General features: G+C 63.4%; 21 protein-coding genes and 1 tRNA gene. 2 read left to right on the forward strand and 20 right to left on the reverse strand.

Annotation, left to right across the window (positions count from 1 at the left end; genetic code table 11):
• Positions 1-355 precede the first annotated feature (355 nt).
• Together FVW59_RS09595 and FVW59_RS09600 are read right to left on the reverse strand one after the other, a co-directional pair.
• Positions 356-431: transfer RNA gene (locus FVW59_RS09595), tRNA-Ala, on the reverse strand.
• A 126-nt stretch (positions 432-557) separates the two neighbouring features.
• Complete coding sequence (locus FVW59_RS09600; protein ID WP_148064054.1) at positions 558-1,958, reverse strand: L-serine ammonia-lyase; 1,401 nt, start codon at positions 1,956-1,958, stop codon at positions 558-560.
• Between the two features lie 171 nt (positions 1,959-2,129).
• Here FVW59_RS09600 and FVW59_RS09605 point away from each other — a divergent pair, with 171 nt between their 5' ends.
• Positions 2,130-4,454 (forward strand): carbohydrate-binding family V/XII, encoded by a 2,325-nt coding sequence (locus tag FVW59_RS09605; protein WP_246139693.1) that lies wholly within the window; start codon positions 2,130-2,132, stop codon positions 4,452-4,454.
• Here the strand turns inward: FVW59_RS09605 and gltX are convergent.
• The 17 genes from gltX to rpoE form a co-directional block, all read right to left on the reverse strand.
• Positions 4,451-5,950: a glutamate--tRNA ligase gene (gene gltX, locus FVW59_RS09610; RefSeq protein ID WP_148064055.1), complete on the reverse strand. Its 1,500-nt coding sequence runs from the start codon at positions 5,948-5,950 to the stop codon at positions 4,451-4,453. The two genes, FVW59_RS09605 and gltX, sit on opposite strands and share 4 nt — an antisense overlap.
• A 191-nt stretch (positions 5,951-6,141) precedes the next feature.
• Positions 6,142-6,789 carry an adenylate kinase gene (gene adk / locus FVW59_RS09615; protein WP_148064056.1) on the reverse strand — a complete coding sequence of 216 codons (648 nt, stop codon included), beginning with the start codon at positions 6,787-6,789 and terminating at the stop codon, positions 6,142-6,144.
• 119 nt (positions 6,790-6,908) lie between these two features.
• Positions 6,909-7,718 carry a nucleoside triphosphate pyrophosphohydrolase gene (gene mazG / locus FVW59_RS09620; RefSeq protein WP_148064057.1) on the reverse strand — a complete coding sequence of 270 codons (810 nt, stop codon included), beginning with the start codon at positions 7,716-7,718 and terminating at the stop codon, positions 6,909-6,911.
• A 14-nt stretch (positions 7,719-7,732) separates the two neighbouring features.
• Positions 7,733-9,964, reverse strand: a complete 2,232-nt coding sequence (gene relA, locus FVW59_RS09625) for a GTP diphosphokinase (RefSeq protein WP_148064058.1) — start codon at positions 9,962-9,964, stop codon at positions 7,733-7,735.
• A gap of 8 nt (positions 9,965-9,972) precedes the next feature.
• On the reverse strand, positions 9,973-10,869 hold the full coding sequence (gene cysM / locus FVW59_RS09630; RefSeq protein ID WP_148064059.1) for a cysteine synthase CysM: 897 nt from the start codon (positions 10,867-10,869) through the stop codon (positions 9,973-9,975).
• Positions 10,870-10,944: 75 nt separating this feature from the next.
• Positions 10,945-11,316, reverse strand: a complete 372-nt coding sequence (acpS, locus tag FVW59_RS09635; protein ID WP_148064060.1) for a holo-ACP synthase — start codon at positions 11,314-11,316, stop codon at positions 10,945-10,947.
• A complete protein-coding gene (gene recO / locus FVW59_RS09640) occupies positions 11,313-12,056 on the reverse strand; it encodes a DNA repair protein RecO (RefSeq protein ID WP_148064061.1) in 744 nt (247 codons plus the stop codon). Before recO ends, acpS begins: the two co-directional genes overlap by 4 nt.
• Positions 12,057-12,064: 8 nt before the next feature.
• Positions 12,065-12,964 carry a GTPase Era gene (era, locus tag FVW59_RS09645; RefSeq protein WP_148064062.1) on the reverse strand — a complete coding sequence of 300 codons (900 nt, stop codon included), beginning with the start codon at positions 12,962-12,964 and terminating at the stop codon, positions 12,065-12,067.
• Positions 12,957-13,634, reverse strand: a complete 678-nt coding sequence (rnc, locus tag FVW59_RS09650; protein WP_148064063.1) for a ribonuclease III — start codon at positions 13,632-13,634, stop codon at positions 12,957-12,959. Before rnc ends, era begins: the two co-directional genes overlap by 8 nt.
• Before the next feature lie 6 nt (positions 13,635-13,640).
• Positions 13,641-14,039, reverse strand: a complete 399-nt coding sequence (locus FVW59_RS09655) for a DUF4845 domain-containing protein (RefSeq protein WP_148064064.1) — start codon at positions 14,037-14,039, stop codon at positions 13,641-13,643.
• Between the two features lie 43 nt (positions 14,040-14,082).
• Positions 14,083-14,922, reverse strand: coding sequence for a signal peptidase I (gene lepB / locus FVW59_RS09660; protein ID WP_148064065.1), 840 nt, complete (start codon positions 14,920-14,922; stop codon positions 14,083-14,085).
• Positions 14,923-14,934: 12 nt separating this feature from the next.
• Positions 14,935-16,734 carry a translation elongation factor 4 gene (gene lepA, locus FVW59_RS09665; RefSeq protein ID WP_148064066.1) on the reverse strand — a complete coding sequence of 600 codons (1,800 nt, stop codon included), beginning with the start codon at positions 16,732-16,734 and terminating at the stop codon, positions 14,935-14,937.
• A gap of 116 nt (positions 16,735-16,850) precedes the next feature.
• Positions 16,851-18,260, reverse strand: coding sequence for a DegQ family serine endoprotease (locus tag FVW59_RS09670; RefSeq protein WP_148064067.1), 1,410 nt, complete (start codon positions 18,258-18,260; stop codon positions 16,851-16,853).
• A gap of 55 nt (positions 18,261-18,315) precedes the next feature.
• Positions 18,316-18,798, reverse strand: coding sequence for a SoxR reducing system RseC family protein (locus FVW59_RS09675; protein WP_148064068.1), 483 nt, complete (start codon positions 18,796-18,798; stop codon positions 18,316-18,318).
• 1 nt (position 18,799) lies between these two features.
• The gene (locus tag FVW59_RS09680) at positions 18,800-19,753 is read right to left on the reverse strand and encodes a MucB/RseB C-terminal domain-containing protein (protein WP_425468403.1); all 954 of its coding nucleotides are present in this window, start codon (positions 19,751-19,753) and stop codon (positions 18,800-18,802) included.
• A 35-nt stretch (positions 19,754-19,788) separates the two neighbouring features.
• Entirely contained in the window at positions 19,789-20,382 is a 594-nt protein-coding gene (locus FVW59_RS09685; RefSeq protein ID WP_148064070.1) for a sigma-E factor negative regulatory protein, read from the reverse strand.
• A 58-nt stretch (positions 20,383-20,440) separates the two neighbouring features.
• Positions 20,441-21,025 carry an RNA polymerase sigma factor RpoE gene (rpoE, locus tag FVW59_RS09690; RefSeq protein WP_148064071.1) on the reverse strand — a complete coding sequence of 195 codons (585 nt, stop codon included), beginning with the start codon at positions 21,023-21,025 and terminating at the stop codon, positions 20,441-20,443.
• A 306-nt stretch (positions 21,026-21,331) separates the two neighbouring features.
• On the opposite strand from rpoE, the gene nadB reads away from it, so the two are divergent.
• Positions 21,332-22,921 (forward strand): L-aspartate oxidase, encoded by a 1,590-nt coding sequence (gene nadB / locus FVW59_RS09695; RefSeq protein ID WP_148064072.1) that lies wholly within the window; start codon positions 21,332-21,334, stop codon positions 22,919-22,921.
• Here the strand turns inward: nadB and FVW59_RS09700 are convergent.
• Complete coding sequence (locus tag FVW59_RS09700; protein ID WP_148064073.1) at positions 22,865-23,272, reverse strand: protein YgfX; 408 nt, start codon at positions 23,270-23,272, stop codon at positions 22,865-22,867. The two genes, nadB and FVW59_RS09700, sit on opposite strands and share 57 nt — an antisense overlap.
• Positions 23,273-23,279 lie beyond the last annotated feature (7 nt).

Here is a 23,279-nt window from a genome sequence, read left to right on the forward strand (position 1 = left end):
CACGCGGTTCGATGTGCCATAAAAAAACCTCCGAACCTTTCGGATCGGAGGTTTTGATTGGTGGAGCTAACGGCCGGGGTCGCGTCCGACATCGAACCGCACGCGGTTCGATGTACCATAAAAAAAACCCCGAACCTTTCGGATCGGAGGTTTTGATTGGTGGAGCTAACGGCCGGGGTCGCGTCCGACATCGAGCCGCACGCGGTTCGATGTGCCATAAAAAAACCTCCGAACCTTTCGGATCGGAGGTTTTGATTGGTGGAGCTAACGGCCGGGGTCGCGTCCGACATCGAAACGCACGCGGTTCGATGTGCCATAAAAAAACCTCCGAACCTTTCGGATCGGAGGTTTTGATTGGTGGAGCTAAGCGGGATCGAACCGCTGACCTCAACACTGCCAGTGTTGCGCTCTCCCAGCTGAGCTATAGCCCCAGTAAACTGGTAACTTGTTGAATTTGCTGGCAATTAATTGCGTGCAGCTCAACGAAGTGGTGCGCATTGTAGTGAGGCGTCAGGAGGCTGTCAACACTTTACAGCGCATTTTCCGGGCCGGGCGTTTCAGCACTCGATAATGCTGACCGGCACCTCCAGCACATTCACTGCCAGCCCCCCGCGAGCAGTCTCCTTGTACTTGTCCTGCATGTCGCGGCCGGTGTCGCGCATGGTCTTGATCACCTGGTCGAGGGAGACGTAGTGCTCGCCGGAGCCGCGCAGGGCCATCCGCGCAGCGCTGATGGCCTTGATCGCGGCCATGGCATTGCGCTCGATACAGGGCACCTGCACCAGGCCGCCGATAGGATCGCAGGTCAGGCCCAGGTTGTGTTCCATGGCGATCTCGGCCGCGTTTTCCACCTGCGCAGGGGTGCCACCCAGTGCATCCGCCAGGGCGCCGGCAGCCATTGAACAGGCGGAGCCGACCTCTCCCTGGCAACCCACCTCGGCGCCGGAGATTGACGCGTTGATCTTGTACAGAATGCCGATGGCGGCGGCAGTCAGCAGAAAACGCGCCACGTCGTCTTCGCTGGCCCCCTTGCAGTGGGTCAGGTAGTACTTGAGCACAGCCGGAATAATCCCTGCCGCGCCATTGGTGGGCGCGGTAACAATGCGGCCCCCGGCGGCATTCTCTTCATTGACTGCCAGGGCATAGAGCGTCACCCAGTCCATGGTGGTCAGGCTGTCATCGCCCAGCGAGCCGGATGCGCTTTTCAGTTGCCGGTGTAACTGCGCCGCCCGGCGCTTGACCTTGAGCCCACCGGGCATGATGCCCTCGGTCATGGCGCCGCGCCGGATGCAGTCGTCCATCACCCGCCAGAGTGCCAACAGGCCCTCGCGGATCTCCGCTTCGCTGCGCCAGGATTTCTCGTTGGCCAGCATCAGCGCGCTGATCGACAGGCCGTGCTCGCGACACTGCTGCAGCAGCTCCGCGGCCGAGGTAAAGGGATAGGCGACAAGCGTCGGGTCCTCCACCAGCACATCGCCTTCGGCGGCAGCCTCGTCTATCACAAAGCCGCCACCGACCGAGTAATAGACGCGCGAATACAGCAACTCGCCGTCATCGGCAAAGGCGCTGAAGCGCATGCCATTGGCATGGTAAGGCAGGGATTCGGTGCGATGCATGACCAGGTCATCGCGGTAACTGAACGGGATCTCTCGCTCGCCCATCAGTGACAATCGCCCGCCCTCGCGGACCGCCGCCACGCGCTCGGCGATGCTCTCTACCTCTACCTTCTCCGGTGTCTCGCCGGCGAGGCCGAGAATCACTGCCTTGGGCGAGCCGTGGCCGGCCCCAGTGGCGCCGAGGGAACCGTAGAGTTCTGCCATCACCCGGTTACAGGTGTCCAGCTTGCCGCTGTCCTTAAGGCCCGCGGCAAACTGCCGCGCCGCGTTCATCGGCCCCACTGTGTGCGAGCTGGAGGGGCCGATACCGATTTTGAACAGGTCGAATACTGAAATGGCCACGTTGCCATCCACTGGTTGCTGCAATAGGGGTATTGTAGGCCCGGTCGCGGGTCGAGAGCCACCGCTGCGACGCGTGGCTTGAGCGCGACAGTGGCCGCAACAGGATTGATAGGCTATACCTGAAACTGGTGTTCGCGCCTACCCGCCGCCAGCGGTCGGGAGCATGCCGTCATGCCAACTGGAATCCAAAAAGGAGGCGACGTGGCCAACTTTGCCCATCCCACTCTGTACCTGCAACAGCTGTTGTATCGATTGATCCCGCTGCTTGCGCTGCTCTTCGTCCCTGCCGCGCAGGCCATCGAATGGCCGCAGGAAATCAGCGCCCCGGAGGGCACCATCGTGGTCTACCAGCCGCAACCGGAATCGCTGCAGGGCGACACCCTGAAAGCCAGGGCGGCCATCTCGCTGGAGATGAAAGACGGCGGCGAGCCGATTTTCGGCGCCATGTGGTTCGAGGCCCGGCTGGACACCGACCGCGCCAGCGGCATCGCCACCGTGCGCGACATAAAGGTCAGTAAAGTGGGCTGGCCGGACTCCAAAGACGCCGGTGAACAGCGCTTCACAGCCATTATCGAATCTGCGGTACCGGAAAACGGCTTTGCCATTTCGCTCGAGCGCCTGACGGCGTCGCTGGCAACTGCCGAGGTCGAGGAGAAGAGCCTCGAGGAACTGAAGACGGAACCACCGGCTATCGAGTTTTCGGAGCAGTTGGCAGTGCTGCTGATCTACGATGGCAAACCGCATTTTTCGAAAGTGGAGAACAGCCCCTATGAGCGGGCACTGAACACGCCCTTCCTGGTGGCACACAACACCCAAAGCGGTAATTACTACCTCGGCAGCGGCAAGTGGTGGTACCAGGCGAAGGATGCCCTCGGGCCCTGGGTACCCGCCACTTCACCACCGCAGGACCTGGTCAGCCTTATCGATGCGCCCACAGACGCAGAAGAGTCCACGGCGAAAACACCGCCACAGGTGGTCGTGGCCACCCGTCCCACCGAGTTGATTGCCACCGACGGCAAACCGGACTGGCAGTCACTGCCCGGCGCTGAGCTGCTCTATGTCAAGAACACGGAAACACCGTGGATACGCCAGCTCTCAACCGGGAATATGTACGTCCTGCTATCGGGCCGCTGGTACCGCGCCAAGTCCCAGGACGGCCCGTGGACGTTTGTCCGCGCAGATGAATTACCCGAGGGCTTCAAGGATATCCCGCCCGCCTCCGATCTCGGCGGCACCCGTGTGTCGGTGGCGGGTACCGAGGAGGCCGAAGAGGCCATGCTCGACGCCAGTATCCCGCAAACCGCCGCCATCAAGCGCGAGGGCACCAACCTGCAGATCGAATATGACGGCGAGCCGAAGTTCGAGCACATCAAGGGCACCGATGTCGCCTACGCGGTCAACACCGGTGCCCAGGTGCTGAAAATCGAGAACCGCTATTACGCCGTAGACAACGGCGTGTGGTTCGAATCCGACCAGGCCACCGGCCCCTGGATCGTGGCGGACACGGTACCGGAAGAGCAGATCGCCAAGATACCCCCGAGTTCTCCGGTCTATAACGTCACCCATGTTCACATTTACGAGGCTACGCCGGAGGTTGTCTACGTCGGCTATACCCCGGGCTATATGTGGTCGTTTCCCTACTACGGCGTGCCTGTCTACGGTACCGGCTGGTACTACCCGCCCTACTTTGGCAGCTTCTACTACCCGCGCCCGCCCACCTGGGGCTTTCACGTTGGCTACAACCCCTGGACCGGCTGGAATTTCGGTGTCAGCTGGAGCAACGGCTTTTTCAACTTCGGCATGAGTTGGGGCGGTGGCTGGGGTGGCGCCTACCGTCCCTGGGGTTGCTGCGGCGGCTGGTACGGCGGTGGCTATCGCGGCCCGGTAGTGATCAACACCGGCGATATCAATATCGGCAACAACATCAACATCGGCAACCAGACCAATATCCGCAATCGTATTGACCAGCACAACCACAACCTCAAAGGCCAGACACTGCAGGGGCGCAACCTCTACCAACAGGGAGGCAACAGCCAGCGCCTGGCCAGCAGCGACGCCGTCGGTCGCCTGAAGGAAGCGCGCCCGGTCGACAATCGGGAAAACAATGTATTCGCCGATCGCAACGGCACCATTGCACGGCGCTCTGGAGACACTTGGCAAACCCGGGAGAACGGCACGTGGCGCAACTCGGATAGCTTTGAAACCGCACAGGACAAGGTTGCCGGCATGAGCGAGAGCGAACGCCAGCAGGCCCGGGATAATATCCAGGGCAGCGTTTCACAGGCCCAGGACCGGGTCAGCGGGATGAGCGAGCAACAGCGCCAGCAAGCCATGCAGAATGCGCGCGATCGCGGCCAACAGTACTCCCAGCAGCACCAGGTACAGCAGCGCCCACAGATCGACCGCAGCGGCCTGAACAGGGACTACCGGGCGCGCAACCTGGGCGCCACACGCGAAATGCGGCGGCCGCAGATGGGCGGCTTGCGCCGCCGCTAGCCAGCCGCGGCTGGCGGCAGTTCCTGGTAGGCCTTTTCCAGGCGCTTGGCGGCTTTCTTGGAGACACCGCCAAGCACTTCGATGGCGTGACGCAATCGGGCCCGGCTCATGTCAGGCCCCAGCAGTTCCATGGAGTCCACCACCGAGAAGGAGGCACTGGTGCCGGCGATGGCGATAAATACCGGTGCCAGGAAGTCTTTCACTTTTACGCCCTCGGCGTCCGCCAGGGCCTTCAGTTCATTCCAGATCGCGTCGCGGTTCCAGCTGGCCATGGCTTCCATGCGCCACAGAGCGAACTGCAGGCCGCGCACCACGTCCTCGCGCTCACCCTTGATCGCCGCAAAGCTGTCTTCTGTAATCGGCAGCGTGCCTGACACCAAAAAAGCCGCCAGCGGCGCAAAGTCGCTGAGAGTCTCCATGCGCTTCTGGGCATGGGGCAGTACCTTGCGCAGGTTGTCACTGTTGAAAGCCCAGTCCACCAGGCGCTGGGCCAGCTGGTCAGTGTCGAGGTCTTCACGCATCCACAGGCCGTTCAGCCAGCGCAGCTTTTCCACATCAAAGATGGGGCCACCGAGGGATACGCGCTGGATGTCGAACTGCTCCAGCATTTCCGGCAGGGAGAACTTCTCGCGCTCGTCGGGCATGGACCAGCCCATGCGGCCGAGGTAGTTCAGCAGCGCCTCGGGCAGAAAGCCCATGCGCTGGTAGTACAGAATGCTGGTGGGATTCTTGCGCTTGCTGAGCTTGGATTTGTCAGGGTTGCGCAGCAGGGGCAGGTGACAGAGCTTCGGCATGTCCCAGCCGAAGTACTCGTACAGCAATTTGTGTTTGGGCGCCGAGTTAATCCACTCCTCGCCGCGCAGCACATGGGTAATGCCCATCAGGTGGTCGTCCACCACGTTGGCCAGGTGGTAGGTGGGCATGCCATCGGATTTCAGCAGCACCTGGGCGTCCACCAGGTTCCAGTCCAGTTCGATGGTGCCGCGCAGCATGTCGTCGATTTCACAGCGGCCGTCGTCTTCCGGCACCATCATGCGGATGACGTAGGGCGCGCCGGCCGCTTCACGCTGCGCCACTTCCTCAGCCGGCAGCAGCAGGTCGGAAGGCTTCAGGGCCATGCTGTTACCCGCCGCACGGCGCGCCTCGCGCAGGGCGTCCAGCTCCTCGCTGGTGCGGTAGCAAATGAAGGCCTTGCCCTCTTCCACCAGCTTGCGGGCGTACTCGCCGTAGATCTCCATGCGCTCGCTCTGGCGGTAGGGGCCGTGCTCGCCACCGACATCGGGGCCCTCGTCCCAATCCAGCCCCAGCCAGCGCAGGGAATCGAGAATGGCCTGCTCGGACTCCGGCGTGCTGCGCACCTGGTCCGTATCCTCGATACGCAACAGGAACTGGCCGCCGTGGGCGCGGGCAAAGCACAGGTTGAACAGGGCGATATAGGCGGTGCCGACGTGGGGGTCACCGGTGGGGGAAGGCGCAACGCGGGTGCGAACAGTCATGGCATCTGGGGGCTTGATTCAGGGACGGGCGATTATACGGACTCGCCCGGGCAAATCCTACACGCACCTGGAGTTCAGGCAGGTGATGGGGATAAATCGAAAGGAATGTGCTGCCGGGGAAGTGAACGCCCCGGACGCAGAAACCCCGGCGAAGGCCGGGGTCTCATCGGGGGCTGCTGAACAGGCGGCGATCAGTTGCCCAGTGCGGCGACCACCTGGGCGCGGATATCATCGACACTGCCGACACCGACAATGCGGTGATAGCTAGGGGCACCTTCGCCCTTCATGCCCTGGTAAAAATCGATCAGCGGGGCGGTCTGCTCCTGGTATACCTGCAGGCGGCGACGCACCGTTTCTTCCTGATCATCATCGCGCTGCACCAGTGGCTCGCCACTGATGTCATCGACGCCCTCTTCCTTCGGCGGATTGTATTGCACGTGGTAGACGCGGCCAGAGGCCGGGTGCACGCGGCGACCGCTGAGGCGGGAGATAATTTCCTCGTCATCCACGGCGATCTCCACCACGTGATCAAGATTCACGCCGGCATCCACCATGGCCTCGGCCTGGGGAATGGTGCGGGGAAAGCCATCAAACAGAAAACCGCCAGCGCAATCCGCTTCGGTGATGCGCTCTTTGACCAGGCCGATGATGATGTCGTCGGAAACCAGCCCGCCAGCGTCCATGATCTCCTTGGCCTGCAGACCCAGCTCGGTCTGGGCCTTCACGGCAGCGCGCAGCATGTCACCTGTGGAAATCTGGGGGATGCCGTATTTCTCGCAGATAAACTGGGCCTGGGTGCCTTTACCAGCGCCTGGCGCGCCCAAAAGGATCAATCGCATTGGGGTGTTTCCTCGGTAACAAAACCGGCGCCGGAGCAGCCCCGGTGGGGTGAATCGATATTATGAATAACGCGGAGGGCAGTAACCATACACAGCGGACCCGGGAAGCACAAGCCCCGTCAGTTCAGGCCCTTGGCCTGTTGCCAGAGCGCTTCCAGCTGCTCCGCTGTGCGCGTAGACAGCGGCGTCGCCGCCTTGTCGGCGGCCGCTTCCATGTGGCGAAAACGCCGTTCGAACTTGGCGGAAGAGCGCCGCAGGGCCGTCTCCGCATCCACGCCCAGCTGGCGCGACAGGTTGACGCAGGTGAACAACAGGTCGCCCACTTCCTCTTCCACCCCCGGCGCATCCCCCGCCGCCAGGGCGGCGCGCAACTCTGCGACTTCCTCTGCGAGTTTATCGAACACCGGATCGGCGGCGGGCCAGTCAAAACCGACACGGGCGGCGCGCTTTTGCAGTTTCTGCGCCCGCGGCAGGGCCGGCAGGGCCACCGGCACATCGTCCAGCAGGCCGTGCTGCCGGCGGTCGTTGCGCTCGCCCTGCTTGATCTGTTCCCAGCTGTCCTTGACCGCTTCCACGCCGATGCGGGCGTCAACAACGCCCTCAATTGCGCCGCCGGCGAACACATGGGGATGGCGGCGCAGCAGCTTGTCGACCAGCGTATGCACCACGTCGGGGAAGCTGAACAGCTCGCGCTCGCGCCCCAGCTGGCTGTAGAAAATCACCTGGAACAGGACATCCCCCAGCTCCTCCGCCACATGGGGAAAGTCATCGTGTTCGATGGCCTCGGCCAGTTCGTAGCACTCCTCCAGCGTGGAGGGCACGATACTGCGAAAATCCTGTTTCAGGTCCCAGGGACAACCGTGCTTCGGGTCCCGCAGCCGTTCCATGACCCGCAACAAATCGTCGATGCTGTAGCGCCGCTGTTCCATCTCGCCTCCGGTTCCTATTCAGAAAGTCGCGACGCAGTGATCACGTTGCTGAGGCGGTTGATCCGCTCCAGCAGGCGCGACAGCGCGCCGAGATCCGGCACTTCCACCCGCAGGCGCATGGTGGCTGTGTGGCTCTTCTTGTTGGTCTGGGTATTGATGGACAGCACGTTGATGCGGGCATTGGCGAACAGGCCGGTGATGTCCCGCAACAGGCCCTGGCGGTCATAGCACTCAATGGCGACATCGACCTCGTAGTTCTCCTGCGGCGACTCGCCCCAGTCCACCTCGATGATGCGTTCGGGTGAGGACTCCTCCAGCCTGACCAGGCGCCCGCAGTCACTGCGGTGAATGCTGACGCCGCGCCCCTGGGTGATAAAGCCGGTAATGCTGTCCCCCGGCAGCGGCCTGCAGCAGCCTGCCATGTGGGTGAGCAGGTTGCCCACGCCGCGCACATGCACCCGGCTGCCGGACACCTTGCGACTGCCGCTGCGGGTAATTTCCAGTTTCGGTTCGGTGACTTTTTCCACCAGGCCCTGGGCGGCGTTGAGTACCTGGGCCGAGGACAGGTCCCCCGCGCCCACCGCGGCATACATGTCCTCCACGGTGCTCATCTGCACCTTGGCGGCGATGCGTTTGTAGTCCACGCTGGTCAGGGCCATACGCTTGAAATCGCGCTCCAGCAGATGGCGGCCGGCGTCGATATTCTCCTCGCGGGCCTGGGCCTTGAACCAGTGGTGGACCTTGGCCCTGGCGCGGGAAGTGCGCAAATAACCCAGCCCCGGTTGCAGCCAGTCGCGCTTGGGGCGCCCCTCCCTGCTGGTGAGAATTTCCACCCGCTCACCGGTTTGCAGGCGGTAAGTGAGCGGCACTATGGAGCCGTTCACCTTGGCCCCGCGGCAGCGGTGCCCCACCTCGGTATGCACGTGATAGGCAAAATCCAGCGGCGTGGCGCCCTGCGCCAGATTGACCACGTCTCCCTCGGGCGTGAACACATAGACCCGGTCCTGGGCGACATCGAAACTGAACTGTTCGGCTACCCCGTGGGCGTCGCCGGTCTCTTCGTGCCAGTCCAGCACCTGTCGCAGCCAGGCGATCTTTTCCTCGTAGGTGCTGGCCATGCCGGACTCGCGGTCGGAGCCCTTGTAGCGCCAGTGGGCGCAGACCCCGAGTTCGGCTTCTTCGTGCATCTGGCGGGTGCGAATCTGTACTTCCAGAATCTTGCCTTCGGGGCCGATCACGGCGGTGTGCAGGGAGCGGTAGCCGTTTTCCTTGGGGTTGGCGATGTAGTCGTCAAACTCATTGGGAATATTGCGCCACAGGCCGTGCACCATGCCCAGGGTGGCGTAACAGTCCTTGATTTCAGACACCAGGATGCGCACCGCGCGTATGTCGTAGACCTGGGAAAAGCCAATGCCCTTGCGCTGCATTTTGCGCCAGATGCTGTAGATATGCTTGGCGCGGCCGGTGATTTCAAATTCCAGCCCGGCGCCGGCCAATACCCGGCTCAGTTCCTCGCGCACCCGCTGGATAAAACGGTCCCGCTCCAGCCGCTTGCCGTCCAGCAGGCTGGCAATCTTGCGATAGGCGTCGGTGTGGATGTAGCGAAAGGACAGGTCTTCCAGTTCCCACTTCAGATGGCCGATACCGAGGCGGTGCGCCAGCGGCGCGTAGACATCGAACACTTCCTGGGCGATCGGGCGGCGCCGGGCGCCGTCATTCTTCACCGCGCGGATAGCGCAAGTGCGCTCCGCCAGCTTGATCAGCGCCACCCGCACATCGTCCACCAGCGAGATCAGCATCTTGCGGATGTTGTCCTTCTGGCCGTGAGCCTGGCCCAGTACCGGACTCTCGGTGGGGTTTTTCAGGTCGGAAATCGCCGCCATGCGCAGCACACCGAGCAGCATGTTGGCGACCTCGCTGCCAAACTGCTCCGACACGGCCTCCAGGGACAGTCGATCCTCGCGCACGGCCCGGTACAGCAGGCCGGCCAGCAGGCAGTCCACGCCGACGTGCAACTCCGCCAGGATCTGGCAGATATCGAGCCCCGCAGTGAAGGGGTTGGATTCGCTGGCCCAGTCCGGCACATCGTTACCGGGGCGCGCGGCAGCTGCCTGGGCCGTGGCCAGGCCGGCCTGCAGGCGCGCCTGCTCGGCGGCATCGAAAGCCACCGGCAATTGCGCCAGCCAGCGGTCGAGATCGACTTCGCCGGCCTCGCTAAGGTGTGATTCTTCCCTTACCCGAACCATGCTGGATGTCAGGCTCCGGCGAACACGCCGGTGGACAGGTAGCGATCACCGCGATCGCAGATGATGGCCACGATCACCGCATTCTCCACTGTTCCGGACAGGCGCAGGGCACCGGCCACGGCGCCGCCGGAAGAAACACCGCAGAAGATGCCCTCCTGTGCCGCCAGTGCGCGCATGGTGCGCTCTGACTCGGCCTGTGAAATGTCCATCACCCGATCCACCCGGGAGGCATCGAAAATTTTCGGCAGGTAAGCTTCGGGCCAGCGTCGGATACCGGGAATACTGGAGCCGTCCATCGGCTGCAGGCCAATGATTTCCACCGCGGGGTTCATTTCCTTGAGGTAGGCGGAACAGCCCATGATGGTACCGGTGGTGCCCATGGAACTGACGAAGTGGGTGACACTGCCCGCCGTCTGCTGCCAGATCTCCGGCCCCGTACCCTTGTAATGCGCCAGGGGGTTGTCCGGGTTGGCAAACTGATCCAGTACCCGCCCCTCGCCCCGGGCCTGCATGGCGAGGGCCAGGTCGCGGGCGCCCTCCATGCCCTCCTCCTGACTCACCTCGATCAGGGTGGCGCCATAGGCAGACATGGCCTGTTTGCGCTCATCACTCATATGCGACGGCATGATCAGGGTGAGGGGGTAGCCGCGGATGGCCGCAGCCATAGCCAGCGCAATGCCGGTATTGCCGCTGGTGGCCTCGATCAGGCGGTCACCGGGCTGAATCTCGCCGCGGGATTCGGCCTCGACAATCATGCTCAGGGCCGGGCGATCCTTCACCGAGCCGGCCGGATTGCTGCCTTCCAGTTTGACGAGAATGGTATTGCTGGTAGCACCCGGGAGGCGCTGCAGTCGCACCAGCGGGGTGTTGCCGATGCAGGCTTCAATGGTTGGATACTGGGACATAACTCACTACCGCCACGGTCAGCGCAGAGTATATCGGCTTTGCGCGCGCCTGGCAGTCCCCGTCGGCGCTGACGCTCAACTCAATACGGCGAAAGCAACCACATAGCGCTGCTCATCCGCGATGCTGAGCAGCACCTGACTGCCGCCCCGCGCCGCCGCGGCCAGTTGGGCACCACCGGAAAGCGTGACCAACGGGGCGCCGTTGGCGTCGTGGTGGATCAGCATGTCCTGCCAGCTTACGCCGCGGCCAATGCCGGTGCCGAGGGCCTTGGCAACAGCTTCCTTGGCGGCAAAGCGTTTGGCCAGCAGGCGCAGCGGCAGTTTGCTGTCCCGGTACTGGGCCAGTTCCTCCGGGCGCAGGATACGCCGCGCAAAACGCTCGCCGAGGCGCTCGACAACCCCCTCCAGGCGCTCAATTTCCAGGATATCGGTGCCGACACTAATCATGACTCTCCCTCACCCCCGGCAGTGCCGCCCTGGCGGTACTGCCGGAACAGGTCGCGGGTATGCAGGGGCCGACCACCCAGGTGCCCGGCGATCACCATGCGCAGCAGGCGCTTGGCGGAACCCGCCGCTGCACCGCTGAATTCACCGCGGGCGATGGCCAGCAAATCGGATCCCGGGAAGCGCTGCCCGGGGGCGCCCGCATCGGGGGCGCAGGCAACCAGCCCCAGGCCGTCGCTGTATCGATACCAGCCATCCTCGCGCACCGACTGATGGCTGTGGGCGTCCTCGGCAGGGTCGAAGCCGTAACCCAGCTCATCGAGAAGCTGCAGTTCAAATGCGCGCAACACCGGCTCGCTGTGCGCCGCCGCGGCCAGCTGATCAAGGGCACTGGCATAGCCGGCAAACAGGGTGGGATGGGGGTCGTGGCGGTGCAGCAGACGCAGCAGCAATTCGTTGAGATAGAGGCCGCTGAACAGGCGCTCCCCGGCAAGTTGCACCCCTGCACCGGCACTCTCAACGGCATTCAGGGACTGCAATTCACTGCGGCCGCTGAACGAGACAAGCAAAGGGCGAAAGGGCTGCAGGTTGGCGCGCAAACTGCCGCCCCGGGCGCGCCGGTGCACACCGCGCCCCACCAGGCTGACGCAGCCGTGTTCGGCGGTAAACACTTCCAGCAATTGGCTGCTGTCGCGGTAGGGCCTTGAATGCAGCAGGTAGGCCGGTTGCAAGCTGACACGCATGGCCGCGTTCAGCGGTCGTCGTAACCCAGGCTGCGCAGGGCGCGCTCGTCGTCCGACCAGCCGGATTTCACCTTCACCCACAGGCGCAGCATCACCTTGTTGTCGAACAGCTGCTCCATATCCTTGCGAGCTTCGCTGCCGATGGTACGCAGGCGCGAGCCACCCTCCCCGATCAGGATTTTCTTCTGGCCTTTGCGTTCCACCAGGATCAGGGCCGAAATATGCAGCGTCTCGCCTTCCAGGCCGAACTCCTCGATCTCCACGGTGACTGCGTAGGGCAGTTCATCACCCAGCTGGCGCATGATCTTCTCGCGCACGATCTCCGCCGCCAGAAATCGCTGGCTGCGGTCAGTGATCTGCTCTTCGGGGAAAAAGTGGATGGACTCCGGCAGCAGTTTCAATACTTCCTGCTCCAGCGCATCCAGGTTGGTGCGACGCAGGGCCGACAGCGGAATCACCGCGGCAAAGGCGCCCTTGTCTGACAGCTCCTGCAAACGCGGCAGCAATACACGCTTGTCCTCCAGCAGGTCCACTTTGTTCACCGCCAGGATGGCGGGCCGGCCGGCGCGCTGCACCTGCTGCAACACCATTTCGTCTTCATCGGTCCAGGCGGTGCGGTCGACTACGAACACCACCGCATCCACATCCGCTATCGCGGAACTGGCGGCGCGGTTCATGAAGCGATTGATGGCCTTCGGCGCCTCCCGGTGCAGGCCTGGGGTATCGACAAAAATGATCTGGTTGCCACCCTCGGTCTTGATGCCCAACACCTGGTGCCGCGTGGTCTGCGGCTTGCGCGAGGTGATGCTGATCTTCTGCCCCAGCAGGTAATTGAGCAGGGTGGACTTGCCGACATTGGGTCGACCGACGATGGCCACGTATCCGCAGCGTCCGGTGAGTTCAACCATGGGCCTGTAACCTCTCCAGCGCGGTGGCGGCAGCGGCCTGCTCGGCCTTGCGCCGGCTGCTGCCGGCGCCCTGCACTGCCAGTTTGGGTTGCTCGAGCTGGCAACTCACCTCAAAGTGCTGCTGGTGATCCTCACCCTCAACATTCACCAGTTCGTAAACCGGCAGCGGGTTGCCGCGCCCCTGCAGGAATTCCTGCAGGAGGGTTTTCGCATCCTTGCCGACATCACTTTTCTCGAGATCGTCCAGGCGGGATGCAAAATGCCGCAGCAGAAAGTCGCGGCAGGTATCCACATCACTGTCGAGCAGAATGGCACCGGACACCGCTTCGAAAGCGTCGGCAAGAATGGAGGCGCGACGGTAGCCGCCGCTCTTGCGCTCTCCGGTGCCGAGTTTCAGGCACTCGCCAAACTCCAGTTCCCGCGCCACCCTGGCCAGGGTATCGCCCTTCACCAACGCCGCTCGCATGCGGCTCATCTCTCCCTCCCGCACATCCGGGAAGCGGTGGTAAAGGGCTTCGGCGATCACATGGTTAACTATGGAATCCCCCAGAAACTCCAGTCGCTCGTTGTTCCTGCTGCCAGCGCTGCGGTGTGTCAGAGCCAACTCCAGCAGGCTCCGATCGCGAAAGGTGTAGGCCAGGCGTTTTTGCAGGCGGGCGAGTTTGTCCACAGTACCTCAGGGCGTCGGGGGGAGCGGTTCGGGGCGACCCGCTTCGAACTTGAGATCGTCAAATTTGAACATGGCATCGATACGCCACATGACGGGAATGCGCACCTCGTAGCTGGCGTCGATATAGGTCTTGCCCTCCTTGCGGAAGACCTCGACATCCTGTGGCTTGAGGCCATAGATCTGGTTGGTGTTGAGGAGGTTGGCAATGCGGCGGCGAATGTCGGCGATGCTGGTCTGGTCCGATTTGTACTCGGCGGACACTTTGCTCATGATTTCCTTCACCGACAGGTACTCGAAGTAACTCGGCCCCATCTTCAACAGGCACATCACAAAAAAGCCAATCATGATGGCGACGCAGAGCATCCCCAACAGCGACATTCCACTCTGTTGCTGGCGTAGCTTCATTCCAGTTCCCCCGAATTGGCCAATGGGCCTTATCTTATAGCAGCTATTCTATGGCGCCTACACGGCTGAAGCTGGGAATACTGAGCAGCGAATCCCAGTGCATCCAGATGGCGAAGGCCTTGCCTACTATATCCTTCTCGGGAACCTGACCCCAAACCCGGCTGTCGCTGGAATTGTCGCGATTGTCACCCATCATGAAGTAGTGCCCCGGCTTGACCAGCACCGAAAAGTCCCGTGCCGGGCGCACCGGGTCCACCTGCACCAGGTGGTTGGCCGATCCCAGACGCTCCAGGGCCACCGCGTGGCGGCCACTGCCTTCAGGCAGCTCCGCCAGGGTGTCCCAGGGCAATTCCTCGCCGTTAACGAAGAGTCGCTTGTTGCGGTAGGTGACCGTATCCCCGGGCAGGCCGATCACCCGCTTGATGTAGTAGGTGTCGTTCATGTGGGGGGGGAAGAACACCATGACATCACCGCGCTCGGGTTCATTCAGCTCCAGTACTTTGGTGCGCAATACCGGCAGGCGAATACCATAGGTGAACTTGTTGACCAGGATGTAATCCCCTACCTGCAGGGTCGGCACCATCGACGACGAGGGAATCTGGAAAGGCTCCACCAGGAAGGAGCGCAGCACAAACACCACGAACAGGACGGGAAAGAAAGAGCGGGCGTATTCAACCACCGCCGGTTCGTTGGCGCGGCTCTTCACCTCGGCGGCAAACTGGGCGGACTGGGGGTTGTCGCCGTCGGCGCGCTGGGGATACCGGGCTTCCAGCGCCGCCATTTCACGGCGGCGGCCCGGTGCCCACAACAGGGCGTCGACCAGCCAGATCAGGCCGCTGCCAAATACCAGAATTACGAGAATCAGGGGAAAATCGATCGACATGCTACGTCCCTGTCAGCTGTCTACTTTGAGTACTGCGAGGAAGGCAGACTGGGGAATTTCCACCCGCCCCACTTGCTTCATGCGTTTTTTACCGGCTTTCTGCTTGTCCAGCAGCTTGCGTTTACGGCTCACATCGCCACCGTAGCACTTGGCCGTCACGTTCTTGCGCAGGGCTTTCACGGTCTGCCGCGCCACGACCTTGCCGCCCACTGCGGCCTGGATGGCCACGTCAAACATCTGCCGCGGAATCAGTTCCTTCATTTTCTCTGTGAGGGCGCGGCCGCGGTACTGCACCTGGTCGCGGTGCACAATGATAGCCAGTGCATCCACACGCTCGCCGTTAATCAGTACATCCAGTTTCGACAGGGGTGCCGCCTCGAAGCGCTGGAAGCTGTAATCCAGGGAGGCATAACCGCGACTGACCGACTTCAGCTTGTCGAAGAAATCGAGCACCACCTCTGCCATGGGGATGTCATAGGTCAGGGATACCTGGCTGCCGAGGAACTGCATGTCCACCTGCTCGCCGCGCTTTTCCACACACAGGGTGATGACATTGCCGAGATAGTCCTGGGGTACCAGGATATTGCAGCGGGCGATGGGCTCGCGCATCTCTTCGATATCGCCCACTTCGGGCAGGGCCGAGGGGTTGTCGACCTGGACCACTTCGCCGCCTTTCTTGACCACTTCGTAGATAACGGTGGGCGCGGTGGTGATCAGATCGAGATCGTACTCCCGTTCCAACCGCTCCTGGATAATCTCCATGTGCAGCATGCCGAGAAAGCCGCAGCGGAAGCCGAAGCCGAGGGCATCGGAGGTTTCCGGCTCGTAGAACAGGGAGGCGTCGTTCAGGGTCAACTTGGCGAGGGCGTCGCGGAAGTCCTCGTAGTCGTCTGACGAGATGGTAAAGATACCCGCGTAGACCTGGGGCTTCACCTTCTGGAAACCGGGCAGTGCCGGCACCGTGGTCTGGTTGGCGGGCACCAGAGTATCGCCCACCGGGGCGCCCTGGATGTCCTTGATGCCGGCGACCACAAAGCCCACTTCCCCGGCTCGCAGCTCACCGGTCTCCAGCCGCTTGGGCGTGAAGATACCGATGCTGTCGACCTGGTGGGTCTTGCCGGTGGCTTTGGTAATGAACTTGTCGCGCTTCTTCAGCACGCCCTGCTTGACCCGCACCAGCGATACAACGCCGAGGTAGTTGTCGAACCAGGAATCGATGATCAGGGCTTGCAGGGGGGCATTGCGATCCCCTTCCGGTGGCGGGATCTTTGCCACCAGGTACTCCAGGACATCCTCGATACCCATACCGGTTTTGGCGCTGACCGGACAGGCATCGGTGGCGTCGATACCGATAATTTCCTCGATCTCCACCTTGACCTTGTCCGGGTCCGCCTGGGGCAGGTCCATCTTGTTGAGGATGGGCAGCACTTCCAGACCCTGCTCGATCGCGGTGTAGCAGTTGGCCACCGACTGGGCCTCTACGCCCTGCCCCGCGTCCACCACCAGCAGGGCGCCCTCACAGGCGGCCAGCGAGCGGGACACCTCGTAGGAAAAATCCACGTGCCCGGGGGTGTCGATGAAGTTCAGCTGGTAGACCTGGCCGTCGCGGGCCCGATAGTCGAGGGTGACGCTCTGGGCCTTGATGGTAATGCCACGCTCGCGCTCGATGTCCATGGAATCGAGCACCTGCTCGGCCATTTCGCGCTGCGACAGGCCACCACAGTGCTGGATGAAACGGTCGGCGAGCGTGGACTTTCCATGATCGATGTGGGCGATGATGGAAAAATTGCGGATATGCTGGAGATCACTCACTCGACAAAGCTCGGTTGTGGCAGCGCCCGGCAGAAGGACCGGGCGGCGAAAAAGACGCGGGATTGTACCCTAACGCGGCGACCTCGGCTATCGGCCGCCGCGGTGGAAAAATACCCTCAATCGTCCTTCAGCTTGAGGCCAATAAAGATTGGCGCGCCGCGCCGGATCAGGCGCAGAGGTACCGAGGAGCCGGGCTTGAGCTTGGCGACCGCACGTTCGAAGGCCTCGACATTGGTCACCGGAGTGGAGCCGACCAGGGTGATGACATCGCCGGGCACCACACCGGCATCAGAGGCCGGCGAACCCGGGGCCACTTGGCGCACCACGACACCGCCGGACAGGCCGAGGCGCTCCAGGCTGTCGGGGCTGGCGGCTTCCACCGCCACGCCGAGGCGACCGCCCTGGGCCTCGTCTGTGCGCCCAGGGGTCAATGCATAGCTGTCTTCGGCATCCAGCCCGCCGACCTTGACCTTCAGGCTGCGGCGCTTCTGCTCGCGCACAATTTCCACCGGTACGGTGGTGCCAGGGGCGATCAGGCCCACCACATGGGGCAGATCGGCCGAGGTACCTATGTCCTTGTCGTCGAAGCGCAGGATCACATCGCCCGCCTCCAGGCCGCCCTTGTCCGCGGGGCCATCTTCAGCGACCTGGGAAATCAGTGCGCCCTGGGGGCGGTCGAGGCCAAAGGACTCCGCCAGGGTCCGATCGACGTCCTGGATGGTGACGCCCAGCCAGCCCCGGGTCACCCGGCCATTTTCCTTCAACTGCTCCACCACGTTGTGCACCACACTGACCGGGATGGCGAAGGACAGGCCGATGGAGCCGCCGCTGCGGGTGAAAATCTGGGAGTTCACGCCCACCACTTCGCCGTCGAGGTTAAACAGCGGGCCGCCGGAATTGCCGGGGTTGATGGCGACATCGGTCTGGATGAAGGGCACATAGTTCTCGCCCTGTTCAGTCGGTAGACTGCGCCCCATGGCGCTGACGATACCGGCAGTCACCGAGTAGTCGAGGCCGAAGGGAGAACCGATCGCCAGCACCCATTCGCCGACGTCCAGATTCTCGTCCCTGGCCAGCGGCAGCACCGGCAGGTCCTCGGCGTCGATGCGCAGCAGGGCCAGATCCGAACGCGGGTCGGTGCCCACTACCTCGGCATCGTATTCGCGGCGGTCCAGCAGCCGCACCAGCACACTGTCGGCGCCATCCACCACATGGTTATTGGTCACAATGTAGCCGTCGCCGGAAATAATAAAGCCGGAACCCATGGCCATGGAGGGACGGCCGCCACCGCGGGGCGCACCGTGAAACTCGAAAAAGCGGCGCAGCGGCTCGGGAATTTCCTCCTGCTGCCACTGGGTGCTGCCAGCGGCGCTGTGCTCGACGATGATTTTCACCACCGCAGGGGAGTTGTTGGCCACGATTTCGCGAAACTCGGGCAGCGCCGCGGCGCGCGCCGGCAGCGTTGCCAGCAGGCTGAAGAAAACGAGCAGCAGCGCAGCCGACAGTCGGTAGGTCTGTACTTTCATGCTTACGGACATCCTTGCTGTTGTGGAGATTCGTGCAGAAAAAACTGGGGGCGGCTCAGCCGAGTTCAAGTGCCTCGACGCGGACAGGCGCGGCTGAGCAGCGGGATATCAGAGTCGGCTGCAGAGCCGGATCATCGGCGTGACGCGCCGCGTGCAGGCGCACACCGGCAAGGCCGAGCGCAAAACCCGCCGCCGCGCCGCCGAGGGCGGCGAGATCACTCGCCGGCCACTGCCCGGCGGCCATCGCCGCACCCGCCAGCATGGCCAGCAGGGGTATCAGGTACACCACCAGGGAGCCCTGCAGAATCACCGATTCCGGCAGTGCGATCTCGACGCTGTCGCCCACCCGGCAATCGCCGGGCTGAACACTGCCGGGGAGCACCCGGATGTAGTGTCGCCGGCCGCTGCCGAGGCGGTTGAGCAGGCCGTGACCGCAGCCCTTCTGGGCAGCACAGCTGCCACAGGTGCTCTGGCGCAGGGTTTCCACCCACACTGCATCGGGCTCTACCGCTAAGACTTCGCCGCGCTCGGTCAACATGTCAGCGCGCCCAGCGCACCGAGTCGGCCACCATGCGGGCGGTGTTTACCGGCACTTCGCCGATCACCGTCACCAGCACCGGCTGGCCGCCGAGACTGAGGCCCCGGGTATAAGACAGGGTACTGCCCTCGCGGGCGATCCCCTCGCCGGAGCGAATTTCACGGGACAGGGGTTCAAGGAATACAGAGAATGCAGCCAGGCCATCGGTAAAAGTGCGCCGGCCGCTGGCGGTGGCCGACTCGGCCTCGGTGAGGACAAAGCCCCGCGGCAACCAGTCCACCGACCAGCCGCCCTGCAGATCTTCGGCACTCATGGCGCTGTCCGGCAGGGGGTGGCCCAGCACTTCGTGGGTCACTTCCACATCGGCGCTGGAGGGCATGGGGCTGCCGTAGGACAGATTGGCAAACTGGAAGCGTTCCAGCACCAGGTCACCGCGCCCCAGGGTGCTCGACTTGAGCAGCAGGCCGGTTTCCCTGTCCAGTTCCATCAGGTAGCCGTAGCGGTACATATCGAGGGGCTCCACCCGGATACGCACTGCCTGGCGGCCGGCGATGCGCTCGCCCTCGCTGACATCGAAGCGGTAGTACTCGGCGACCCCGCATTCACCGGCGCCGAGGGCGGCCCCCAGTTGCAACAGGCGATGGCCGGTGTGAACGCAGTCCAGCGGGTGATCCTCGCGCACAATGCGGGCACCCTGGCCGGTCAGTTTGGTGAGTTGTTCGGACGTGGAGCCACCGCTGACAGAGTGGGAAATCTGCATCACCTGCATGTCCTCGCCACGCTGCAGGGTGACCACGCCATGGTAGGCCGCCTGGTGACTGCTGCGGGACATGCGGTCAAGCCACTTGAGCGCTTCTGGGTCGGCGCCGGGGCAGGAAGTCGCGAGAGCGGCCGCGGGCAGGGAGGTGGCGACGGCTAACAGCCAGCGGCTAAGGCGCCGCGCCTGTGCTGTCAGGGGAAATCGGGGAAGCAAGCGCTGCAAAACCGCGGTTACTCCGTGATGCGCTGGACGCGGGCGAAGGGCAGCATACCCTGGGGCGTATTCAGCGCGGCCTGTTCGGCGTGTTCCTGGGCGAAGCGCTGCATGCGCTGCCGCGCCAGCTCGCTGTAGGCCGTCCCGGTAGCGGGTTGCAGCACCGGTACCGACTGGGTGCCGTAGCTGGCGCGCACCGAGGTCGCTCCCAGGCTGTTCACCATCCCCACCGGGGATACGCCCATGGCGACATCGGTTTCGACCGAGGCTGGCGAGCCGTTAAGACTGGCGAGTTGCTGCCCGCCCAGCACCACGGTAGTTGCCACCGATGCGGCGACCGCAAAGCCCGCAACCGGGCGCAACAGCCCCTGCCAGCGCCGGGCGCCGGAAGTTGCCTGAGACTGGATGGCATCGCGCACCCCGGCGGAGATATCGATGGAGAGGTCGGGCACAGCCTGCTTGCTGTATACCGCCTGCACCGCGTGGTAGCGCACCCAGGTCGCCCGCAGTTCGCCGTCGTCGCCGATTTGCTTGAGTACCCGTTCCAGCTCGAGCTCATCGGCCTCTCCGTCCATCAGGGCAGAGAGGGACTCCCGCATTCTCTCAGTCATTACTCATATCCTCCGCGCCGCCGCACGAATGTGTGTCACTGTAGCGGTGTACCGGGCTTCAGCCAAGTCCGTCCACCTGTTGTTTGACCTGTCGGTCGATGGCCTCCCTGGCCCTGAAAATGCGGGAGCGCACGGTGCCTACCGGGCAACTCATCACTTCCGCGATATCCTCGTAACTCAGACCGTCAAATTCACGCAAAGTTACCGCCGTGCGCAAATCATCGGGCAATTCGCTGATGGCTCGCTCTACCACTGCCTGCAATTCGGCGCCGTAGAGCGCGGCCTCGGGCGACTCGATGTCGCGCAAAGCGCCGCCACCTTCGTAATATTCCGCGTCTTCCACTTCCACGTCGCTGCCCGGAGGGCGTCGCGAGCGCGAGACCAGATAATTCTTGGCCGTATTGATGGCAATGCGGTACAGCCAGGTATAGAAGGCACTGTCGCCCCGAAAGTTGGGGAGAGCGCGATACGCTTTGATGAAAGCCTCCTGGGCCACATCCTGCACCTCATCGGCATCGTGGACATAGCGACTCACCAGGCCAAGGATCTTGTGCTGGTATTTCAACACCAGCATATCGAAGGCGCGCGAATCACCCTTCTTTACCTTGGCGACGAGCTGCTTGTCCGTCACTTCGGCAGTCAAGTCCTGTCCCCCTTACTAGCCCTGGACATGCCTGCCCTGGTTCTTTTCAATCTACTGTCCCGATAGACCGCGGAGGGCGCTGATAGTTCGCTGCACCGCCGCACGGGACGACAGTAAGAGACAGACGAACGAAAAAAGTTCCGCAACGGTGAAATTCCCTGTAGTGATCCGGCGACCAGATCGGAAGCTGCGAGGTGGTTGGAGCACTATCGCCTCCTGCTTTATACTCGCCGGCGCAACGCAACGCGCGTCAATGATTGCGGCACATCATATAAGTCACCCACAAACGCGGCAAGCCAACCACCTATGCCCCACTCCCTCAAGTACGATGTACTGATCATCGGCGCCGGAGCAGCCGGACTCAGTCTTGCCCTGCAGCTGCCCCCCCATCTGCGGGTGGCCCTGCTGTCCAAGGCCGACGTCAACCAGGGCTCCACCTACTGGGCCCAGGGGGGCATGGCAGCGGTGCTCGACACCAAGGACAGCGTCGACTCCCACGTCGAGGACACCCTCGCTGCCGGGGCCGGGCTGTGCCAGCGCGAAGCGGTGGAATTCACGGTGAGCAACAGCCGCTCCTGCGTGGAGTGGCTGGTTGCCCAGGGGGTGGACTTCGACCTGCGCCCCGACCACGCCGACGAGTTCCACCTGACCATGGAGGGCGGTCACAGCCATCGCCGCATCATCCACGCCGCCGACCGCACCGGTCGCGCCATTTCCGAGGTGCTGACCGAAAAAGCCCAGGCGGCCGACAACATCGACATCCTCACCCACCGGGTAGCGGTGGATCTGGTGGTACAGGACGGGCGCTGCCAGGGAGCCTATATCCTCAATCGCAAGAGCGACCATGTGGAGCTGTTCCTGGCCAGCGCGGTGGTGCTGGGCACCGGCGGCGCCAGCAAGGCCTACCTTTATACCAGCAACCCCGATGGTGCCAGCGGTGACGGCATCGCCATGGCCTGGCGCGCCGGCTGCCGGGTGGCCAACCTGGAATTCAACCAGTTTCACCCCACCTGCCTCTACCACCCCAAGGCCAAGTCCTTCCTGGTGACCGAGGCCATCCGCGGCGAGGGCGGCCGCCTGCTGCTGCCGGACGGCAAACCCTTCATGCAGCGCTTCGACAAGCGCGCTGAACTGGCGCCGCGCGACATCGTGGCCCGCGCCATCGACCACGAAATGAAGCGCCTCGGGGTGGACTGCGTGTTCCTCGATATCTCCCACAAGAGCGCGGACTTCCTGCACGAACACTTTCCCACAGTAACCCAGCGCTGCGCCGAGCTCGGCATCGACATCACCAGAGAGCCCATACCGGTGGTACCCGCCGCCCACTACACCTGTGGCGGCATTGTGGTCGACACCCGCGGGCGCACCGATCTCGCCGGGCTCTACGCCGTCGGCGAGGCCTCCTGCACCGGCCTGCACGGGGCCAACCGCATGGCCAGCAACTCCCTGCTGGAGTGTATCGTCTACGCCCGTTCGGCCGCCGGCCATATCGCCGCGACCATCGACGCCGCCCCCGCCCCCAGACCGGTTCCGGCCTGGGATGAGAGCCAGGTGACCGACTCCGACGAGGACGTGGTGATCTCCCACAACTGGGACGAGTTGCGGCGCTTCATGTGGGACTACGTTGGTATTGTGCGCACCAACAAGCGCCTGCAGCGCGCCGAACACCGCATCGAACTGCTGCAAAAGGAAATTGCCGAGTACTACAGCAACTACAAGGTCAGCAACGACCTGCTGGAGCTGCGCAACCTGGCCATGGTGGCCCAGTTGATGATTCGCTGCGCCCTGGCGCGCAAGGAGAGCCGCGGCCTGCACTACACACTGGACTACCCGGAGCCACTAGCGGACGCCCGTGACACCATCCTGGTGCCGCCTAACGCCGCCCTGCAAAACTAGGGCCCGGCGCAGAACCCGCCACTGCCCGGCAGCCAGGCTGTCGGGCCAGAGATACAGCCAGCGCGGGCTGCCCTCTTCCCCCCCGACCCGGCGCCAGCGCAATACCAGTATCCACGGCGGGCTGATTGCCGGGCCGACGATTTGCACTTCGCACCAGCGCCCTGCCAGGTGGAACAGCCACTGGCCGTCCTCGCCACGAATCCCGCCGGGACGTTGCCCAGCCGGCCAGCACAGCCAGAGCGCGACCAGCAGGCCGATGGCCGCCAGCACAGAGTAGCCGTCCGCCAGTAGCAGCAGCGTGGCGCTCAACAGGGCGATACGGTAGGCGGCGGCGCAGAGCCGCCCGGGCAACGAGGGT

Origin of the sequence: Parahaliea aestuarii, from assembly GCF_008064635.1 — a bacterium.
Taxonomy (GTDB): Bacteria; Pseudomonadota; Gammaproteobacteria; order Pseudomonadales; family Halieaceae; genus Parahaliea; species Parahaliea aestuarii.